The sequence below is a fragment of the Thiohalocapsa sp. ML1 genome, from assembly GCF_001469165.1.
In the GTDB taxonomy this organism is placed as follows: Bacteria; Pseudomonadota; Gammaproteobacteria; order Chromatiales; family Chromatiaceae; genus Thiohalocapsa.
Window position 1 is genome coordinate 56,505 of the sequence record NZ_JABX01000028.1, and the last position, 20,049, is coordinate 76,553.

Consider the following 20,049-nt stretch of genomic DNA (forward strand, 5'->3'; position numbering starts at 1 on the left):
CGGTGGATGAGCGAGCGCGAGCCGCTGCTATTGATCATCGACGACAGCCCGGAGGACCGCGAGGTGATCCGCCGCGCGCTGCGCGAGGACTTCCGCATCGTCGAGGCGGACCTAGGCGAGCGCGGGCTCGCGCTGGCCGCCGAGATCGAGCCCGACTGCGTGCTGCTCGATTATTACTTGCCCGACATGGACGCCCTCGAGCTCTTCGCCGCGCGCGGCCCCGGCCACGAGGACGACTATGCGCTGATCGTGCTGACCGGCATGGCCGACGCGAGCCTGGCCGTCGCCTGCATGAAGCAGGGCGCGCACGACTTTCTGACCAAGGGCCGGTTCACGCCGCAGGAGCTCAGGCGCACCGTCGCGAGCACGCTGGATCGCGTCGGCCTGCGCCGGCAGGTGCGCGCGCAGCGGCTCGCGCTGGAGGAGAGCGAGACGCGCCTGCGCACCCTGCTGCAGGCGATCCCGGACCCGGTCTGGCTCAAGGACCCGGACGGGCGCTTTCTGTACTGCAACCCCCGCTTCGAGGCGCTGTACGCCGCCGCCGAGGCCGACATCATCGGTAAGACCGACTACGACTTCGTGGACCGGGACACCGCGGACGCCTCCCGCGCCCGCGATCTGGCGGCCATGGCCGCCGGCGCCGCCACGATGAACGAAGAGGCGCTCGTCTTCGCGAGCGACGACCACCGCGAGCTGGTGCAGACGATCAAGACCCCGGTGCACGACGCGCAGGGTCGGATCATCGGCGTGCTCGGCATCGCCCGCGACATCACCGAGCTCAAGCGCGCCGAGCAGGAGCTAACGCGCCACCGTGAGCATCTGCTTGAGCTGGTGGACGCGCGCACCCGCTCGCTGACCGACGAGCGCGAGCGGTTGGAGCGCATCCTGCAGGGCACACGCGCCGGCACCTGGGAGTGGAACATCCAGACCGGTGCGACCGTCTTCAACGAGCGCTGGGCCGAGATCATCGGCTACCGGCTGGAGGAGCTGGCGCCGGTGAATATCGATACGTGGATGCGGCTGGTGCATCCGGACGACCTCGAACGCTCCGCGGACCTGCTGCAGCGGCACCTCGGCGGCGCGGTTGACTACTACGAGTGCGAGGCGCGCATGCGCCACAAGCAAGGCCACTGGGTCTGGGTGCTCGACCGCGGCAAGGTCGTCGCCCGCGACGCCGAGGGCAAGCCGCTCCTGATGGCCGGCACGCACATGGACATCCACCGCACCAAGGAGGCCGAGCTGGAGCTGACCCGGGCCAAGGAGGAGGCGGAGCGGGCGTCGCTGGCCAAGAGCGAGTTCCTGGCCAACATGAGCCACGAGATCCGCACGCCGATGAACGCCGTGCTCGGGCTCGCCTATCTGCTGGAGCGCCAGGACCTGCCGGATGCGGCGCGGGACCTGGCGGGCAAGATCCAGCGCTCCGGGCGGAGCCTGCTCGGCATCATCAACGACATTCTCGACCTCGCCAAGATCGAGTCGGGCAAGGTCGACATCGAGCAGGCGCCCTTTCGCATCACCGATGTGCTGGACAACCTGGCGACCATCATGACCGCGACCGCCGCAGGCAAGGCTATCGAGCTGGTCATCGTGCCGCCGATCTGCAGCGACTGGCCGCTGTTGGGCGACCCGCTGCGGCTCGGGCAGATCCTGATCAACCTCACCAACAACGCCATCAAGTTCACCGACGCCGGCGTCGTGGAGGTGCGCATCGAGCCCGTCGGGGTCAGCGCCACGCGGCTGCGGCTGCGCTTTGCCGTGCATGACACCGGCATCGGCATCGACGCGGCGAATCAGGCGCGGCTGTTCCAGCCCTTCACGCAGGCCGACGTGTCCACCACCCGGCGCTACGGCGGGTCCGGCCTGGGCCTCGCCATCAGCCGCCGGCTGGTGGAGCTGATGGGCGGGCACATGGGGCTGGAGAGCACGCCGGGCGTCGGCAGCAATTTTTGGTTCGAGCTGCCGCTGGCGCGTGCCGAAGAGGCCGCCGAGGGGTCGCACCATGCCGCCGGCATACGCGTCTTGGTGGCCGACGACAACGCCGTGGTGCGCGAGGGCATGCTGGCGACGGTGGGCGCGCTCGGCTGGTCCGGCAGCGATGCGGCAACGGGCGATGAGGCGCTGCGCCGGGTGCTCGCCGATACGGCCTTGCAAGGTCCGGACGCGGTCGTGCTGCTGGATTGGCGGATGCCCGGGCGTGACGGGCTCGCCACCGCCCGCGCCATCCGCGAGGCCCTGCCGGAGCCGCGCTGGCCGTTGCTGTTTCTGCTCACCGCCTACCCGCTGGAGCAGGTGCGTGCGAGCCCGGATGCCGACCTGGTCGAGGCCGTGCTGACCAAGCCGCTTGCGCCCTCGGCCCTGTACGCCGCGGTGGTGCGGGTACGCAGCCGGCGCTTGGGCGCGCCCAAGCCGAAGCACGTGGCGAGCCTTGCCCGGCGGCTCGCCGGGCTGCGCCTGCTCGTGGTGGACGACAGCGAGATCAACCGCGAGGTCGCCCGGCGCATCTTCGGCGACGAGGGGGCCCGGATCAGCCTCGCTGGCGACGGGCAAGCGGCGCTGGACTGGCTCTTGGCCCACCCGGATGGCGTCGATGTCGTGCTGATGGACGTGCAGATGCCGATCATGGACGGCCACGAGGCGACGCGCCGCATGCGCCGGACGCCTGCGCTGTGCGGGCTTCCCGTCGTCGCGCTGACGGCCGGCGCAATGCCCGCGCAGGAGATCATGGCCAAAGCCGCCGGCATGGACGCCTTCCTGGCCAAGCCCTTCGACGTGGACAAGGCCGTGGCCGTCATCTTGGCCCTGGCGCGGGGCGAGGCGCAGCCCGCCGCAACGGCGGACCCGCCGCCGGCGGACGGGCCGCCAGCCGGCGCGCTGGCGAACGCCGACCTGCCGGGGCTCGACGTCGGCCGCGGGTTGGCGCTCTGGCACGATGCCGAGGTCTACCGGCGCTACCTGCGCAAGGCCGCCCGTGACTACGCCGACGCGGCGGCGCGCATCCGCTCCGGTGCGCCGGACGCGGCCGGGCGGCTCGCGCACCAGCTCAAGGGGGTTGCCGCAAACCTGGGGCTCGATGCCGTCGCCGCCTGTGCCGCGGAGTTGGAGCGGCTCGCTGCCGACGCTGGCGCGGGCGCGCGCATCGAGGCCGCCGCGGCGGCCCTGCAGTCCGCGCTGGACACGGCGCTTGCGTCCATTCGGCGCTATGCCCCCGAGGCACCCGCGTCGGCGGTTACCGCGGCGCCCTCGGCCGCCGCCCCCGACCACGCGCCCGATGCCGCGCAGATTGCCCCGCTGCTGCGCGCCGCGCTTGAGTCCTTCGCCGGCTTCGACCCCATCGGCGCCGAGCCGGCGGTGAACGCGCTCGGCCTGCATCTGCCGGACGCGGCGCTCCAACCGCTGCGCGAGGCCGTCGAGAACCTGGACGCCACCGGCGGCGAGGCCGCCGTGCGCGCGCTGGCAGAGACGCTGGGCATCGCTGCGGAACCAGCGCCATGAGCCCGTATCCGATGCCCAGCGGCGCCATCGCGAGCGACATGCTGTCGCAGCCCGACACGCCGATGCGTGCGCCGCGGCGCTGCGCTTTGGCGCTACCGGAGCGGTGCAGGACATGACGAGCGCCGGAACAGCCCTCGGCGGCGCCCGGGCCGCACGCGCAGGCCGCGCCTGGGCAGCGGCGTGCTCGGCGTGCCCGCGGCGCATCGCGGCACGCCGTTCGGTGCTGGGCGCGATGCTGTTGCTCATCGCGCTGCCCGCCTTGGCCAGCGCGGACGCGCCGTCCCGGCTGCGCGTCATCGGCGACGACAATTACCCGCCTTATCTGTTCCGCGACGCCGACGGCGCCCTCACCGGCTACCTCGTCGATTACTGGAAGCTCTGGGAAAGCAAGACCGGGGTGCCCGTCACGCTCACGGCGACCAACTGGGCCGATGCGCAGGCACGCTTCCTGGCCGGCGAGGCCGATGTCATCGAGACCATCTTCAAGACGCCGGGGCGTGAGCCCCTGTACGATTTCACGCAGCCCTACGCCGACCAGCCGGTGAACATCTACAGTCACAGTTCCATTGCCGGCATCACAAGCGTGGACGCGCTGAAGGGGTTTCGGGTCGGCGTCCAGGCCGGCGATGCCTGTGTCGAAGCGCTCGCGCGGCGCGGCGTCGCAGAGCAGATCCATTACCCCAACTATGTCGAGCTGATCAGCGCCGCGGCGCGCGGCGACGTGCGCATTGTCTGCCTCGACCAGTACCCGGCTGACTTCTATGCCAACCGGCTCGGGCTGCAGGACGAGCTCCGCAAGGCCTTCACCCTCTACATCGGCCAGTTCCGCCGTGCGGTTCCGAAGGGTCGGCTGGATACCCTCGAGCTGGTAGAGCGCGGCATGGCGGCCATCAGCCCCGCGCAGGAGCAGCGGCTCGCGGACAAGTGGTTCGGTGCGTCGCTGTCGCGTGGTCCTGCCATCGACCTGCGGCTCGTCGGCATGGTGCTTGCCGCTGCGGCAGCCGTCGGCCTGGGCGTGCTGGCCTGGGTACTCATGCTGCGCCGGCAGGTGGCCGCGCGCACCCGAGACCTCGAGCAGGTCAACGCGGACTTGCAGGAGAGCGAGCAACGCTATCGCGAGCTGGTACAGGGCGCCAACAGCGCCATCATCCGCTGGTCCAGCGACGGCACCATCACCTTCATCAACGAGTACGCCGAGCGCTTCTTCGGCTGGACGGCGCAAGAGGTGGTCGGCATGCGCCGCGTCGGCATCCTGCTGCCCGACAGTGCGTCCGACGCCGAGCTCGGCGGGCTGCTCGCAGGCATCCTGGCGCATCCAGAGCACTACCGGACCAGCGTCAACGAGAACCTCTGCCGCGACGGCCGCCGGGTGTGGATGAGCTGGACCAACCAGGCGTTGCGCAACGCGCAGGGGGAGGTGGTCGAGATCCTGAGCGTCGGCAGCGACATCACGGAGCGGCTGCGGGCGGAGGCAGAGGTTCGGCGGCTCAACGCCGATCTGGAACGGCGCGTGCTTGAACGCACGGCCGAGGCGCATGCTGCGCGCGAGCAGGCCATCGCGCTGGCCAACGCCAAGGGCGAGCTGCTGGCCAACATGAGCCACGAGATCCGCACGCCGATGAACGCGATCGTGGGCCTCGCCTATCTGCTGGAGCGCCAGGACCTGCCGGATGCGGCGCGGGACCTGGCGGGCAAGATCCAGCGCTCCGGGCGGAGCCTGCTCGGCATCATCAACGACATTCTCGACCTCGCCAAGATCGAGTCGGGCAAGGTCGACATCGAGCAGGCGCCCTTTCGCATCACCGATGTGCTGGACAACCTGGCGACCATCATGACCGCGACCGCCGCAGGCAAGGCCATCGAGCTGGTCATCGTGCCGCCGGCTTGCAGCGGTTGGCCACTGCGCGGTGATGCGCTGCGGCTGGGGCAGACGCTAATCAATCTGACCAACAACGCGATCAAGTTCACCGACGCGGGCCTGGTCGAGGTCCGCATCGAGCCCATCGAGCACAGCGAGACGCGGGTGCTGCTGCGGTTCGCGGTGCGCGACACCGGCATCGGCATCGATGCCGCGACGCAAGCGCGGCTGTTTCGGCCCTTCGAGCAGGCGGACGCGTCCACCACGCGGCGTTTCGGCGGCTCCGGTCTGGGGCTCGCGATCAGTCGCCGGCTGGTGGAGCTGATGGGCGGGCGGATCGGCGTCGAGAGCACACCTGGGGAGGGCAGCACCTTTTGGTTCGAGCTGCCGTTCGGGCTGGAGCCGCAGGCCGCCGACGCCCAGTCTCAGCCCATACAGATGCAGGTGCTTGTGGTGGACGACAACGCCGTGGTGCGCGACGGCATGCTGGCGACGGTGGGCGCGCTCGGCTGGCGCGCAACCGAGGCGGCATCCGGCGACGAGGCGCTGCGTCTGGTGCTGGAGGATGCCGCCCTGCACGGCCCGAATGCGGCCGTGCTGCTGGACTGGCGCATGCCGGGCCGCGACGGGCTCGCCACCGCCCGGGCCATCCGCGCGGCGCTGCCGGCGCCCGAGCTGCCGCTCTTGCTGCTGCTCACCGCCTACCCGGTGGCGCAGGTGCAGGCGAGCCCGGACGCGGATATGGTGGAGGCCGTGATCGCCAAGCCGCTCGCACCCTCGCCGCTCTACGATGCCGTGGTCAGGGCGCGCGCGCGGCGTCTCGGCGAGCCCGTCGCGCCCAAGCACACGCCCGGTCATGTGCGGCGCCTGGCCGGCCTGCGCCTGCTGGTGGTGGACGACAGCGAGACCAACCGCGAGGTCGCCCGCGGCATCTTTGCCGACGAGGGGGCAGAGGTCAGCGTCGCCGGCGACGGCCGCGAGGCGGTGGACTGGCTCCTGGCGCACCCGGATGCCGTCGACCTGGTGCTGATGGACGTGCAGATGCCGATCATGGACGGCCACGAGGCCACCCGCCGCATTCGCCGCAGCCCGGCCATCGCGCGGCTGCCGGTGGTGGCGTTGACGGCCGGCGCGATGCGCACGCAGGAGGCCGCGGCCGAAGCCGCGGGCATGGACGCCTTCCTGTCCAAGCCCTTCGATGTCGACACGGCGGTGGATGTCATCTTGGGCCTCGCGCGCGCCGGCGCGGGGCCTGTGCACGAGCGCACGGCGGCAGCGCCGCAGCAGCCAAGCGCAGCGGCGCCGTCGGCGCCGGACGCCGACCCCGCCAGCGTGCAGCCCGACCTCACGGGCGCCGCGGACCTGCCGGGACTCGCCGTCGGTAGGGGCCTTAGCATCTGGAAGGACGCGGCGGTGTATCGGCGTTATCTGCGCAGGTTCGTGCGCGAGTACGCCGATGCGGCGCGTCGCATCATCGCGGCAACACCGGATGAGGCGCGGCGGCTCGCGCACAAGCTCAAGGGCGTGGCCGGCAACCTCGGGCTGACGGAGGTCGCCGCACGCGCGGGCGAGCTGGAACGGGGCCTCGCGAGCACGGGACACGCCGCGCCGGCCACGGCGGCGGCGCTCGGCCGCGCGCTCGACACTGCCCTCGACGCCATCGCACGCTATGCTCCGGACACATCGACCAAGGCCGAGGCCGCAGCGGAGACCGCGGCACGCGCTACTGCGCAGGCGCCGGATATCGCCAGCGCCGCGGTGCTGCTGCGCGCCGCGCTTGCGGCGTTTGCGGACTTCGACCCGATCGGCGCCGAGGACGCCGTGCGCGGGCTTGCGCGGCTCGTTTCCGGCGCCGAGCTCGACGCGGCAACCGAGGCCGTGGAAAACCTCGATGCCACGGCCGGAGAGGCAGCGCTGCGCGCGCTGGCACAGACCCTTGGCATCGATCTGGAGGAGACGCCATGACGCCCGAACCCATCCTCGTCGTCGACGACGAACCGCAGAATCTCGCCGCCATGCGCCAGGTGCTCGGCGATGCGTATCGGCTGATCTTCGCGCGCAACGGCAGCGAGGCCCTAGCCGCGGCGGCCAAGCGCGAACCGGCGCTGATCCTGCTCGACATCGAGATGCCGGGCATGGACGGCTATGCCGTCTGCCGCGCCCTGAAGGCAGACCCGGCGACGGCGCTGATCCCGGTGATCTTCGTCACCGGCCTCGCCGATGTCGGCAACGAGGCGGCGGGCTTCGCGGCCGGCGCCGTGGACTACATCGTCAAGCCCGTGTCGCCACCCATCGTGCGGGCGCGGGTGAAGACGCATTTGTCCTTGGTCCAGACCTCGCGGCTGGAGCAGAGCCATCGGGACGCGCTGTCGATGCTCGGCGTTGCCGGACACTACAACGACCAAGAAACCGGTGTGCACATCTGGCGCATGGCCGGCTATGCGCGGGCGCTGGCGGCGGCCTGCGGCTGGGAGCCCGCCGCCTGCGCGCGCCTGGAGCTGGCCGCGCCGATGCACGACATGGGCAAGATCGGCATCCCCGGCCAGATCCTGCGCAAGCCGGGGCCGCTGACCCCGGCGGAATGGGCGGTCATGCAGGACCACACGCGCATCGGCCACGACATCCTGCGCATGAGCGATGCGCCGGTGTTCCAGCTCGCCGCCGAGATCGCGCTGCGCCATCACGAGCGCTGGGACGGCACCGGCTACCCCGACGGCCTGGCGGGGGAGGCCATCCCGGAGTCGGCGCGCATCGTGGCCCTGGCCGATGTCTTCGACGCGCTGACCATGCGCCGGCCCTACAAGGAGCCCTGGCCGGTTGAGCAAGCGTTCGCGACCCTGCGCGCGGGCAGCGGGAGCCACTTCGATCCGCGCATCGCCGCGGTGTTCGACGTCATCCAGGCGCAGATCCTCGAGATCAAGACAGCCTGGGACGCCAAGGAATCCGCGCGGGCTTAGTGGTCGTTCACCACCCTTCGTCGGGCTCGAAATCGAAATCGAAATCGGGATCGGGATCGGGATCGGGATCGGGATCGGGATCGAAGTTCCGCTCCCAACCGATGCAATAGCAATAGCAATAGCAATAGCGAAAGCGAAAGCAATAGCGAAAGCGAAAGCAATAGCCCAACCGTCGGGTTCCGCCGCGCTGACCCGATCGACGGCTGTACCGCTCATTGTTGAATCTTCACTTGGCGCCGAGGGGACTGAGGGGACTAATGCCGATTCCGAGCCTACCCGCGGCTGCGCCCGAGGTCTGCGGGCTGGTGCTGCTGGTGCTGCTGGTGCTGCTGGTGCTCGTGCTGGTGCTTGCGGTTGTCGTGGTGCGGGTGCCATGGCGGCAGGTCGGACTGGTGCGGGCGCGGGGTGTTGACCTGGAGGTCAACACTCCGGCCAACACTCCGGCCAACACTCCGGTCAACACTCCGGTCAACACTCCGGCCAACGCTCCGGCCAACACTCCTGCCAACACTCCGGCCAGCACTGCGGCCAACGCTCCGGCCAATGCTCCGCGCGACGCTCCGAGCGAGGCTTTGGCCGACGCTCAAGCGGAGCTCGCGCGGGCGCGGGAGGCGGCCCTGGCCGCGACCCGGGCGAAGGATCTGTTCCTCGCCAACATGAGTCATGAGCTGCGCACGCCGTTCGATGCCCTGATCGGCCTGCTGCAATTGCTGCACCAGACGCCGCTCGACGCGCGCCAGCGCACCTACGTGGACAAGGCCGAGGCCGCCGCCCGCTCGCTGCTGGTGCTGCTCGGCGACCTGCTCGACCTTTCCCGCATCGAGGCGGGTCGGCTGGAGCTGGAGGCGACGGACTTCAGCCTGGCCGGCCTCATCGACGAGGTGCTCGCGGTGTTCGACGCCAGCGCTCGCGGCAAGGGGCTCGATCTGCGCGCGGAGATCCAGCCCGCGCTCGGCGATGTTTGGGTGGGCGACAGGGCGCGACTGAAGCAGGTGCTCACCAACCTGGTCGGCAACGCCGTCAAGTTCACGCCCCAGGGCGGTGTTCGCGTGGAGGTCGGCGCCGAGTCCCCGGACGCGCAGAGCGCAGACGGCTGCGTCGCGATCTGCTTCGTCGTCGCGGACACCGGCATCGGCATCGCGCCCGAGCAGCGCGCGCTGATCTTTGAGCGCTTCCAGCAGGCGGACTCGAGCATGACGCGGGCCTTCGGCGGTGCCGGGCTGGGGCTGGCGATCTGCAAGGGCCTGGTCGATGTGATGGGCGGGGCGATCGGCGTCGACAGCGAGCCGGGCGCCGGCAGCCGCTTTCGCGTCGTCGTGCCGCTCTGCGCCGGCCGCGCGCCGACGCCGACGCGGCAGCTTGGCGCCGCGCCCGGCTTTGGCCCCGGCGTGGACGGGCGCGCGGCGGCGCCGAGCCCCCTTGCCGGGCTGCGGGTGCTGGTGGTGGAGGACAACGAGGTCAACCGCTTCGTCGCGCAGGAGATGCTGGGCAAGCTCGGCGCAAGCGTGGACACGGCCGTGGACGGCGAGGCGGGTGTGCAGCGGGTGCTCAAGGCCCAGCCCGGCTACGACCTGGTGTTGATGGACCTGCAAATGCCCGTGCTGAGCGGCCTGGACGCGACGCGGCTGCTGCGCGTCGAGCCCGCGTTCCAGGACCTGCCCATCCTCGCCATGAGCGCAACGCTGCGTGCTCCGGAGCGCGAGGCCTGCGCGGCGGCGGGCATGAACGGCGTCATCCCCAAGCCCACGGACTGGCCGGCGGCGGTTCGGCAGATCCTCCACCTGTGCGGGCGCACCGGCCCCCTGCCGCCGCAACCACCGCCGCTGTCACTGTCACCGAGGCCGGCAGCGCCGCCAGCCGCGCCCGGCCATCGGCCGCTGCTCGACCTGCGCGCGGCCCTGCACCGCGTGGACGGTTCCGTGCCCACCTATTGCGGCATGGCGCGGCGCTTTCTCGCCGCCGAGCAGGAGCGCCGCCAATGCCTGCTCGCGAGTCTGGAGCAGGGCGCGAGCGACGCCGCGGAACAGCTCCACACCCTGCGTGGCGCGGCCCTGGCGCTCGGCGCCGAGGAGCTTGCCGACTTTGCCCGCGCCCTCGAAGACGCGCTCGGCGTCGGCCTCGGCAGCAGCCTGGGCGGACTCGCCGGCCAGCTCGACGCCCTCTGGCGCGACAGCGTCGCCGCCCTGCGCCATGAGGTCGAGGAACTGGAGGCGGGGCAGCGGTCGGAGCGCGGAGGCTAGGGCGGGCGAACGCAATCCCGTCAGCTCCACCGGATCGGCACTGAATCTTGGCTTTCGAGATGAAGCTGACATCGAGGCCAGTGTCCGTTTGGGGGTGGCGCCAGCGGATGCTGTTCGTGACAACCGCACCGCGGACAGTCGCCTGAGCAGGGCCGACGGCGCCGACGGCGCCGACGGTCGCAATGGCCGTGCGGGCTGAGCCGTTCATCACTGCGCCCGCCGGCCGTCCAGCTTCGGGGCCTGTCTGGCTGTCGCGCGCATATGACAGGCCAGCGTCGCGGGGCCACCGCCGGTGCCGCAACCTCGGGCGCCACCAGGACATGGCCCTGTCCTTATCGCACAAACGCCCTGGATCGGTGAGCTCTGCGCGGCGCAGCGACGCTTGTTGCTCGCTGATTCGGAATCCTGTACTCGCGACACCGCGGACAGCGGTTGGGGTCAATCGCGGACCACCAGGGCATCACGGCCAAACTCCACCAACCCTTGCTATGTCGCCATATAGCGAATCCATCTCCCCAATCGAAACCTGCCGCATCGCCAACGGCGGCATATCGATATCGAACGACCCGTCGCTGGTCTTGACCGTCAGCCGCAGCGCCTCCGCCGCCAGCGTGCCGTCGGCAAGCGCATCCAGTTCCCGCGTGCAGGAGAAGTTGGCGGCACGGCTGCTGAGCTTGAAACGGGGTCCCGCCGGCGCCACCGTGCGGCTCTTCGCCGAGCGCGGCGGCGTTATCCGCGAGATCAGCCTCCAGGTGCCGAAGCCCGTGTCCGGTGGCGGCGGCGCCGGCGTCGACCCGGTCATCGACCCCGCGCTGCCGGCGGCCGTCCAGGGCAAGGCCTTCGGCTATCTGGTCACGCGCAAGGCGGTGTATGACTTCCTGAACGGGCTGCCGGCGGAGGCGCGCTTGCAGATGGTCCAGGCAAAGGTCACAGTGGCCACCACGGACAGCACCGTCACACTGACCTGGGACCGCAAGACCCGCTTGGCCGCGGCAGCCCTGATGGCGGCCTTCGAGTTTCTGGACAAGCAGGTGCCGGGCGGCGAGTGGTCGTTGCGCTTCAGCGAGCTGCACTTCGCCACCGGCAAAGATCTGCTGCAATGGCAGGTGAACACCAGCTCCAAGATCGACCCCGCGCTCATCACCCAATGAACAGCCCCCCGACCGCGACCGCCCTGCACGACTTCGGCCAGGTCGCCGAGCATGGCGACAGCTTCGAGCTCTTTGTGGACCGCGCCGCCGGCGCGACCTGCCGCATGGTCGCCGTCGTGCAGACCGAGCGCGGTCCGAAACGGACCCTGCTGGCGGAGATCCCGGGCGCCTTGTGGCGGCGCATCGGCCCGCGTGCGGTGCGCGAGCTGGCGCAGGGCATGGGCGAAGACGAGCGCGGCCGCGCCAAGGCCCCGACGCTCAAGACCGGCGGCAACCGCTTGAGCCCGCTGCTCGGCCGCGAGCTGACCCTGCTGCTCTGGACCCTGCAGGAGGACGGCGCCGAGGCCGAGCTGGAGGCCATCCTGCAAGGCTGGCGCGAGCTGGCGCGCGAGGAGCGCTGGTGGCTGTTCTCCAAGGCATCGGCACCCGGCCAGCGCACGGGCCTTGGCTGGCGCCGGGCGCTGTTCCTCAAGCTCCGCCAGCTCCGCGCCGAGTTCGCCCTCGGCCTTGCCGACCTCGACCGCGGTGCCTACACGGATTACGACGCGGATGATCTACCCAAGCTGGCCGAGCGCATCAAGGCCGTCGGGCGCGAGCGACTCGCCGGCGAGTGATCTACCGGCTTTCCGCCCGGGCGGAGGCGGAGCTTGGGAGATGCCGATTTATTGGGCATCCTGCCCAAAAATCGGACGGAACCGGAAAAGCGTGGTTTCCCGGTTCCTACATTTTCAGCGACTGGCGTCGCTGAAAATGGCGGGGCATCCTGCCCCGCACGGGAAGCGCCGACAAGTCGGCGCTTCCCGTGCCGACATCTGGCTCTACAGCGCGAAGCAGTGGAGTCCGGAGCAGGCCGACCGCTACGTCGAGGCCTTGGTGGGCCGATTCGAATGGCTTGGCCAAAACCCCGCGCTGTGGAAGCCGCGGCCGGAGCTCGCCGACGGACTCCACGGCTACCGGCAGCAGAGCCATGTGATCTACTTTCGGCCCGGCGGCGATGGGCCGGAGTTGATCGAGGTCGTGCGTGTCTTCCATGCCCGGATGATGCCCGAGCACCATGTGTAGAGAAACGATGAGCACCTTGCGGGCGCAGCCCACCGATGGCGATCTCGGGATGGCCCTGGAGGAATACCTGGCCTCACGCATCCCCTGGCCGGACGAGCGGCCCGCCCTGGGCCTCGAGGACATGGAAGCCGCCATCGCCCAGGGCGCGCTCGGCAGTGCAGACCGATCGAACGAGAAATGACCAACACTGAGCCGCCGCGCAGCCTGATCGAGGTCCAGTTCCCCATCGGGCCTTTGTCGCTGGAGAGCTATAAGGAGCGCGATGCGAAGGGCTCCAAGCTCTTGTCCTCCCTCGGCAAGTGGTGGGGTGGCAAGCCGCTGGTGCTGGTGCGCGCCATCGTCATCGGCAGCGTCTTCCCGGCCGCCGAGGATCCGGCCGACTGGCCGAACGACCTGGACATCTTCCTGCGCTGCCTGACGCTCGACAACGCCGGCATGTGGAAGCGCAAGACCGCAACCCTGTCGGCGGCGCTCTGCTGGCCCCAGGCGACGGGCGGAGAACGCGAGGCCCTGTTCGCCGACCCGGAGACCTGGCGCCGCGGGCGCGTGGTCCGACGCACGCGGCGAGAGGACTTGCTGCATGTGCTCGTGTCGGTATCGGCGACGCAAGGAAGATCGAAAATGTGTGTGATCTGTGGATCACGAATCCCCCCTACGCCGACGCTGTCAACTACGAAGAGCTGTCCGAATTCTTCCTCGCCTGGTACGCCCCCCACCTGAAGGCCGCGTTTCCGGAGTGGTACGCCGACTCCATGCGCCACCGCGCCGTGAAGGGCGCGGACGCACCCTTTCGCATCGCAATGGCCGAGTGCTACCGGAACCTCACCGAGCACATGCCGGACGACGGCATGCAGGTGCTGATGTTCACGCATAAGTCCACCGATGTCTGGGAGGACCTGGCGCTCATCATGTGGTCCGCCGGGCTGCAGGTGAAGCAGGTCTGGAGCGTCGCCACCGAGACGCCGGGCGCCGGCATCCGCACCGGCAACTATGTGCAGGCCACCTACAACATGGAGCTGCGCAAGCGCACCGGGGATCAGGTCGGCTTCGTGGACTTCATCACGCCGCAGGTGAAGCGCCGGGTGACCGAGGTCATCACCCGCGAGAGCCAGGTGGACACCGGCCTGCCGCGCTGCGGCTACACGGACACGGACTATCTGCTCGCGGCCCAGGCCGTCGCCGCCGAGGTGGTGACGGGTTATGCCCGCATCGACGGCGTGGACCTGGACGCCGAGCTGCGCACGCCGAACCGCGAGCGCGGACGCTCGGCGCTGCGCACGCTGACGGACAACGCTAAGCGCACGGCGACGGACTTTCTGGTGCCACCGGCCATGGACCGGGCCATCGACCGCGCCCACGTCGGCGATGTCTATCAGTTCTGGCGCCAGTTCGCGCCGGAGGAGAAGTTCCTGCTGAAGGGGCTGGAGGCGGAGGCCGAGGGCGTCTTCAAGCTCGGCACCTTCCAGGACCTGGGCCGGGCCTACGGCGTGGACTATGAAGACCTGCTCGGCCCGACGCGCGCCAACAACACCCGCACGGCCCTGCCCGAGGAGCTGCCGCGGCCCGATGCGCTGCGCTTCGACGAGGTGCCGGCGGCGCAGCGCACCGTCTGGCGCCATTCGCCGCTGCGCCACCTCTATCATGCGCTGAGGCTGCTCGCCGAGGGCGCCGACCCCGAGCGCGCCGTGAAGCACCTGGTGAACGCGACAGACTTCTGAAACCTCAAGGACAAGCGGCTGCCGGTCATCCTGGGCTATCTTCAGGAGGTCACGGCCCGCAACCCGCACTGGACCGGGCACCAGGGGCACCTGACCCAGCTCGCGCTGGGCATCGAGCACTATCGCGCGTGAGGCGGAGGCGACCATGCAGACATTGACCATCGACCTGCCGCTGGACGGCTTGCCGTCGCCGGCCGATCTGCCCGAAGACTTCGCCGATGAGGCACGCTTCCTACTTGCGCTCAAGCTCTTCGAGCAGGGCCGCATCTCCTCGGGCAAGGCCGGCACGCTGTGCGGGCTGGGGCGGGTGGGCTTCCTGCTCGCCGCCGGTCGCGCCGGCGTGCCGGTGGTGGACCTGTCGGACGATGAATTGGTCGAGGAGTTTTCCCGCTGATGCCGGGAAGCCAAGACGCCGAGCCAAGACGCCAGGCGAAGAGTTAAGAAAATGAGAATCTTGCCTTGTCTTCTTTGCGCCTTTGCGCCTTTGCGCGAGATCTTCTTTTGCTTCTCGCTCCCACGCGCCAGCGGTGCGTGGCGCCTGCTCCCGGTCGCACCCACGCGACCCTGGATCGCGCCGCCGGTGGATGCGCTTCGCTTTTCCACCCGACAGGACGCGCAGCATGAACAGCGCCGACGCCTGGTTTGAGCCCCCGATGCGCCTGGAGCGCATCCGGGTCGACAATTTCAAGTCCCTGGTGGACTTCGAGCTGCAGTTGGCCCCGTTCACCTGCCTGATCGGGCTGAACGGGGCCGGGAAGTCGACCGTGCTGCAGGCGATCGATTTCGCGGCGCAGTTGTTTCGCGGCGACATCGACGGGTGGTTGGCGCACCGCGGCTGGCAGGTTGCGGACCTCGGCTCGAAGCTGACCAAGCGTAGCAACATCGCGATCGAGCTGTGGTTGTCGGCCGGACCGACGCGCTTCCATTGGTCGGGCGCATTCAATCGGGCGCGCCGCCGCTGCACGCGGGAGCAATTGAGCATCAATGGAGAAAGCCGTTTCACCGTCGGCAACCAGCGCTACGACTTCCCGCTCCGTGCGTGCGTGCTGCCTCTGCTGCCGTAGAAAACGCGACGAGGCGCCGCACTCGACCGGGGTACGCGGATCGGGTTTCAGTATTCGGGCTCTTTGCTTTCGCAGCTCGACCCGGATCTGGTACCTGAGAGCGTGCACCGCGTCCTGGATTTTATGTGCAGCATCGCGTTGCCGGGCGCGCCGTCGCCGCGGCAGCCAGGCCGTCGCGCCGACCGAGAAGGCCGGCTCGGGTTCGGCGGCGAGGACCCCGGGGCGTTCTTGAAGGAATCCCCATTTCTGGGGCACCCGCGGTTGCCCGGGCGGATCGAGTCGCTCTATCGCGAGCTGGAAGCCGCTGCAGCCCGACCCGGCCGCCCGGGGAAACCGGGGGTGACTCAGGAGGTTCCCATTGACCAGGCGCTAACGGCTGCGGCGCGCCATGGCAACGATGCCATGCTGCGGCTGCTGCCGGTGTTTGCCGAGCTGCTCACCGACAGCGGTGTCCTGCTGTTCGACGAGGTCGAGAACGGCATCAATCCGCAACTGGTCGAGCCGCTGCTCGGCGCACTGGTGACCGCCCGCCAGCAAGTGCTCGTGACCACCCACAGCCCGGTGATCCTGAATGCTCTCGACGACGACCTGGCCCGCGCCGGCGTGCAGTACCTGTACCGAACGCCGGAGGGCTTCACCCGCTCCGTGCCTTTCTTCAGCATCCCGTCGGTGTCGGAGAAGCTGGACGTCATGGGGCCTGGCGAGGCCTTCGTCGACACGGACCTCACAAGGCTCCAGGACGAGATCCGCAGCATGGCGGGATACCTGATCTCGTGACACCGCTCCCGCGGTGTCACGCATCCGGCGCCGCTCCGCGGTGCGAGGGCGGGCCGGGTATGCTGTTGCCTGCTTGCCGCCGGTGCTCGGGGCGCAGAGCGCCCCTGGAGCCGTGACACCGCAGAGCGGTGTCACGAGCCGAACCACTAACCACTAACCACTAACCACTAACCACTACCCACTAACCACTAACCACTTCCCCACCCCATGGACCTAGACCGCATCCAAACCGCCCTCGCCGAGCGCTTCCACCAAGACGGCCACCGCATCGTCTTCTGGAACGACCCGGACGCTGAATTCGCGTCGCTGCTCGGCGAGCTGGACCTGGATGGCATCGCGCTGGTGCGGTTGGATCAGGAGCCGGCGTTGGGCGTGAAGGTCCGTGTCGAGCTGGAGAATCCTTCCGGGCGCTATCTGCTGTATGCGCCGACTCCACCGCCGCCGCCGGAGCAGGATTGGCTGCTGGACATGCGCCTGTACGGGGGCGCGTTCAGCGCGGATCGGGCCTCGATGCTGCTGGCGGACCTTGGCCTCGCGCGGCACTCACCGAGCAGGGCTCGGTGCTTCTGGAATGCGACTGGGCGAGCTGGCGGCAGCGCGCGTGAGGGGCGAGTGCGCTCATACCCCGCGTCGGTAGCTGGGGCAGCGTTCGTCGGGTGGAACCTTGGACTCGCGACGCCGCGGACGGCGGTTGGGGTCAATCGCGGACCACCAGGGCGTCGCGGCCAAGCTCGATCAACCGGTGGGACAGTAACTCCCGCTCCAGCGCGTCGATGTTGTGCTCGAGTAGGCGCATCAGGTTGTTATTGCCAAGGTTGCCGGTGGCGATCAGCAGCACCGCCGGCGGTCGGCCAAGCAGCAGGTGCGAATAGACGAAGTCCGAGTCCTTGGTCACCACGATGCGGTCGTCGCGACAGGCCAGGTCGCTGATCGCTGCATCGGTCGTGCGGTTCGCGTCCGGCAGATCCAGGGTATGCAGCGCATCGTGACCGCGCGCGCTGAGCCAGCGGGCCAGCCGCCGCGGCAACTGCGCGTCGATGATGAGCCTCATGCCGCCAGGCTCGCAATCGAGCGGGCCTGCGCGAGCCGGGCGGCGAAGCTCAGGGCCGCCAGGATGTCCTCGCGCGTCAGATCCTCGTAGTCGGCCAGGATCTCCTCGATGGTCATGCCCCCGGCGAGCAACTCCAGCACCGTCTCGACAGGATATCGAAGCCCGCGGATACAGGGCTTGCCGTGGCAGATGGCGGGGTCCAGGGTGATGCGTTCGGTCATCAGCGGTCTCCGGGGGTAGGGGTGATGATCGGCCAGCAGGACAGCGGTGGCCGGTTCCGCGCGCCATTCGGGCGACCCTGCTCACAGGTCGCCAGGATGGAGCGAAGCGGGAATCGACCTAAGCTATCAGGTCTGTGGGGATTGGTCTTGCGCTGCATCCGGCGGACCTGGCTGCCATGTCGCCGGGATGAAGCGCAGCGCGCAGCCACGATACAGCGCAGCGGAATCCAGGCCGCGGGTCGGGATGAGGCTTCCGCCATGCGATGAGCCGCATGCTCGGCAGCCCGGATGGCGCTTCGCTCCATTCGGGCTACTCACTCAGTTCCGCCCGCATTCCAAGCGTGCAGCCTGGGCTCGTTCGTGGTCGAGGCGCGGCTGTTGATGCCGGTCGGGCCGAGCAGGAGACCGGCGGCGAGACGCGCGGGCGCCAAGCATTGGGCCTGGCCGTTATCGCACAAACCGACGCAGATCTTTCGTCAAGACAAACAGATGCAGCGGGTCAGTGGGCGAGGCCACGAAGCCGAAGTGCTCGTAGAAGGCGCGCGCCGCATCGTCCTTGGCGTGTGCGGCCAGGGCGCGAATACCGACCAGGTCCGCCACTTGCCGCGTCCGGCGCATCGCGTCCTTCAGCAAGCCTGCGCCGACGCCCCGGCCCTTCCACGCGGAAGCGACGGCAAGCCGCGCCAGCAGCATCAACGGAATCGGGTGACGCGCCAGCCCTTTGGTCGATCGATGCGGCGCATCGTTGTAGGCGACCTCGCCGACGGCGAGCGTGTAGAAGCCAACGACAGTGCTATCTGCCAACCCGACATAGGTCTGGGATGAGCTCGCTTGCTGGCTCGGGAGCGCGAAGCGAACGAGGAAGCGGTTGAGGGCCTCCTGTCCGCAGTCGAAGCCGTCTACGTCATGATGCCGAGACAGCTTCTCGATGGCCAGCGACGTCATGGCCGATCGCCGGGATCCTCGAATACGCTTGGCTCGGCGAACAGCCGGTCTAGGCGTCGAAGGGGGCGCGTCAAGGGGCGCGGTGGCGCATCCAGCGCCGCCAGGAACGCCTCCCAGCGTTCCGCATCCAGCCCGAATAGCCGCCGATCCGCCAGGGTTTCTTCGGCGCGGCTCAGGGCGCTGTCGAGGACAAAGTCGCTCACCGACCTCCGTGCAGCCGCCGCCGCAGCTTGCAGGGTGCGCTTGGCCGCAGGGGTCAAGCGCAGATCGAGTTTCTCCGAGCGGACCGCATTGGGGGGGGGCGCATTGGGGCGGGTCGCGTTTGGGGATGGGGTATCGGGCATCTCGGTGCTCCTTCAATCTCGACCGGCTTCAAGCGTATGCGCCAGACAATGTCATGACAAGCTGTGCATGCAACCCGCCGACAAGCGGCGCCGAAGCCAGTCCTTCCGAGCGATGCAAGCGCGCCTCTGCGCTGCAACGGCGGCGATGAGGGTGGCGCTGTTGACCAAGCCGATTCGCCCGGCCCGCGCCGCATCGATCAGGGCGCCGGGCGGTCCGCCTCAGACGAGGGCCGACAATGCCGTGTTCGTATCAAGGACCAGCCGCACGTCGTTGCTCGGCGCGGTAGGCATCGATCTCGGCTTGAATCTCCTCGGCCGTCATCGGCGCCGGCGGCGTCGCGGCGAGCCGCTCGCGTGCCGCGTCGAGGCGCGCCAGGCGAAGCTCCCGCAGGCGCTCGCGCAGGAGTTGCTCCAGCGCTTCCGGATCAAGCAGGCCCTCCGCGCGGGCGGACCGAGCAACGTCGTCCGGGAGAGAAATCTGTAGATCGGTCATCGTCGTGCACCTCACGTCGTGCAGCTCACTCCGTTCCGCGCGCATTCTACGCAACCGGCGGGTGTTCGCGGTCGCGGCTTCGGCGTGTCGATGTCGCCCGATCCGCGACGAGGCTTCGGCGTTCTGGCGCGGCATGGAAGCAAAGCCATCGCCTGCCATGGCAAGGCGGCTGCGTGGACGCCGGAGCTGGGAGTTTATCTCGTGGGTCCGGTTCCCCTCCATGGCATCAGCCTGACCCATGGCCCGCAGCGCACAGGGGATAGCACGGTTAGGTGATAAAGAAATCTTCTGGCAAGATTGCCGTGTGCCCCGATGCCTGTCGCCGCCACGGAGTGACCATGCCAAGCGAGCCCGAATACCTACTCGTCGAGGCCGTAAACATTGACGCAACGGTGTTCGACACCACGCAGATCAGCGTCGTTCGCGGGAGCAGCTATCTGCTGGCACGAGCGATCCGGACCATCGCGCGTCACCCCGGCTTGGGCGCGGGGCTGGAGGCGCTCTCGATCGGCGGTTCGTCGGGGCTTTTTCGCGTCGGCGATCACCTCAACGCGGCCGACCGTGTGTGGCCGCAGATCGGAGGCCATCTATATGTCTGACCGGATCCAGACAGCGTATCTGCTGATCGAGGCGCAGAATATCGACGCGACCGTGTTCGATACGGCGCAGCTCAGTG

Annotated in this window: 20 protein-coding genes; 14 read left to right on the plus strand and 6 right to left on the minus strand. The window is 69.4% G+C overall.

The features are described from left to right. Positions 1-6 precede the first annotated feature (6 nt). From ML01_RS17300 to ML01_RS29670, 13 genes are all read left to right on the plus strand, one after another. Positions 7-3,492, plus strand: coding sequence for a response regulator (locus ML01_RS17300; RefSeq protein WP_058556649.1), 3,486 nt, complete (start codon positions 7-9; stop codon positions 3,490-3,492). Positions 3,493-3,724: 232 nt separating this feature from the next. Next, entirely contained in the window at positions 3,725-7,315 is a 3,591-nt protein-coding gene (locus tag ML01_RS17305; protein ID WP_058556650.1) for a response regulator, read from the plus strand. Beyond that, the gene (locus ML01_RS17310; RefSeq protein WP_058556651.1) at positions 7,312-8,307 is read left to right on the plus strand and encodes a two-component system response regulator; all 996 of its coding nucleotides are present in this window, start codon (positions 7,312-7,314) and stop codon (positions 8,305-8,307) included. The genes ML01_RS17305 and ML01_RS17310 overlap by 4 nt, the downstream gene beginning before the upstream one ends. 257 nt (positions 8,308-8,564) lie before the next feature. Then, positions 8,565-10,547, plus strand: coding sequence for a sensor histidine kinase (locus tag ML01_RS17315; RefSeq protein WP_058556652.1), 1,983 nt, complete (start codon positions 8,565-8,567; stop codon positions 10,545-10,547). Positions 10,548-11,188: 641 nt separating this feature from the next. Beyond that, positions 11,189-11,698 (plus strand): hypothetical protein, encoded by a 510-nt coding sequence (locus ML01_RS17325; protein WP_156427800.1) that lies wholly within the window; start codon positions 11,189-11,191, stop codon positions 11,696-11,698. Further along, a complete protein-coding gene (locus ML01_RS27510; protein WP_156427801.1) occupies positions 11,695-12,312 on the plus strand; it encodes a DUF3780 domain-containing protein in 618 nt (205 codons plus the stop codon). Before ML01_RS17325 ends, ML01_RS27510 begins: the two co-directional genes overlap by 4 nt. Before the next feature lie 136 nt (positions 12,313-12,448). Next, on the plus strand, positions 12,449-12,760 hold the full coding sequence (locus ML01_RS17335) for a type II toxin-antitoxin system RelE/ParE family toxin (protein WP_058556655.1): 312 nt from the start codon (positions 12,449-12,451) through the stop codon (positions 12,758-12,760). A 7-nt stretch (positions 12,761-12,767) separates the two neighbouring features. Beyond that, the gene (locus ML01_RS28950) at positions 12,768-12,941 is read left to right on the plus strand and encodes a hypothetical protein (RefSeq protein WP_156427802.1); all 174 of its coding nucleotides are present in this window, start codon (positions 12,768-12,770) and stop codon (positions 12,939-12,941) included. Next, positions 12,938-13,480: a DUF1156 domain-containing protein gene (locus ML01_RS17340; RefSeq protein WP_058556656.1), complete on the plus strand. Its 543-nt coding sequence runs from the start codon at positions 12,938-12,940 to the stop codon at positions 13,478-13,480. The genes ML01_RS28950 and ML01_RS17340 overlap by 4 nt, the downstream gene beginning before the upstream one ends. Next, positions 13,384-14,478 (plus strand): hypothetical protein, encoded by a 1,095-nt coding sequence (locus ML01_RS17345; protein ID WP_156427803.1) that lies wholly within the window; start codon positions 13,384-13,386, stop codon positions 14,476-14,478. The genes ML01_RS17340 and ML01_RS17345 overlap by 97 nt, the downstream gene beginning before the upstream one ends. A gap of 145 nt (positions 14,479-14,623) precedes the next feature. Next, a complete protein-coding gene (locus ML01_RS17350) occupies positions 14,624-14,872 on the plus strand; it encodes a UPF0175 family protein (protein WP_058556658.1) in 249 nt (82 codons plus the stop codon). Positions 14,873-15,098: 226 nt separating this feature from the next. Then, a complete protein-coding gene (locus tag ML01_RS17355) occupies positions 15,099-15,542 on the plus strand; it encodes an AAA family ATPase (RefSeq protein WP_058556659.1) in 444 nt (147 codons plus the stop codon). Between the two features lie 339 nt (positions 15,543-15,881). Further along, on the plus strand, positions 15,882-16,319 hold the full coding sequence (locus ML01_RS29670; protein ID WP_162268042.1) for an AAA family ATPase: 438 nt from the start codon (positions 15,882-15,884) through the stop codon (positions 16,317-16,319). Between the two features lie 213 nt (positions 16,320-16,532). On the opposite strand, the gene ML01_RS17365 is transcribed toward ML01_RS29670, so the two are convergent. From ML01_RS17365 to ML01_RS17390, 6 genes are all read right to left on the minus strand, one after another. Then, positions 16,533-16,862 (minus strand): hypothetical protein, encoded by a 330-nt coding sequence (locus ML01_RS17365; RefSeq protein WP_058556661.1) that lies wholly within the window; start codon positions 16,860-16,862, stop codon positions 16,533-16,535. A 154-nt stretch (positions 16,863-17,016) separates the two neighbouring features. After that, the gene (locus ML01_RS17370; RefSeq protein WP_058556662.1) at positions 17,017-17,370 is read right to left on the minus strand and encodes a DUF5615 family PIN-like protein; all 354 of its coding nucleotides are present in this window, start codon (positions 17,368-17,370) and stop codon (positions 17,017-17,019) included. Continuing rightward, positions 17,367-17,591 carry a DUF433 domain-containing protein gene (locus tag ML01_RS17375; protein ID WP_058556663.1) on the minus strand — a complete coding sequence of 75 codons (225 nt, stop codon included), beginning with the start codon at positions 17,589-17,591 and terminating at the stop codon, positions 17,367-17,369. The genes ML01_RS17370 and ML01_RS17375 overlap by 4 nt, the downstream gene beginning before the upstream one ends. 447 nt (positions 17,592-18,038) lie before the next feature. After that, the gene (locus tag ML01_RS17380; RefSeq protein WP_058556664.1) at positions 18,039-18,536 is read right to left on the minus strand and encodes a GNAT family N-acetyltransferase; all 498 of its coding nucleotides are present in this window, start codon (positions 18,534-18,536) and stop codon (positions 18,039-18,041) included. Continuing rightward, a complete protein-coding gene (locus ML01_RS17385; protein ID WP_058556665.1) occupies positions 18,533-18,880 on the minus strand; it encodes a DUF1778 domain-containing protein in 348 nt (115 codons plus the stop codon). The genes ML01_RS17380 and ML01_RS17385 overlap by 4 nt, the downstream gene beginning before the upstream one ends. A 250-nt stretch (positions 18,881-19,130) precedes the next feature. Continuing rightward, complete coding sequence (locus tag ML01_RS17390; RefSeq protein WP_058556666.1) at positions 19,131-19,373, minus strand: hypothetical protein; 243 nt, start codon at positions 19,371-19,373, stop codon at positions 19,131-19,133. Between the two features lie 338 nt (positions 19,374-19,711). Here ML01_RS17390 and ML01_RS17395 point away from each other — a divergent pair, with 338 nt between their 5' ends. Next, a complete protein-coding gene (locus tag ML01_RS17395) occupies positions 19,712-19,972 on the plus strand; it encodes a hypothetical protein (protein ID WP_058556667.1) in 261 nt (86 codons plus the stop codon). The last annotated feature ends 77 nt before the right edge of the window (positions 19,973-20,049 follow it).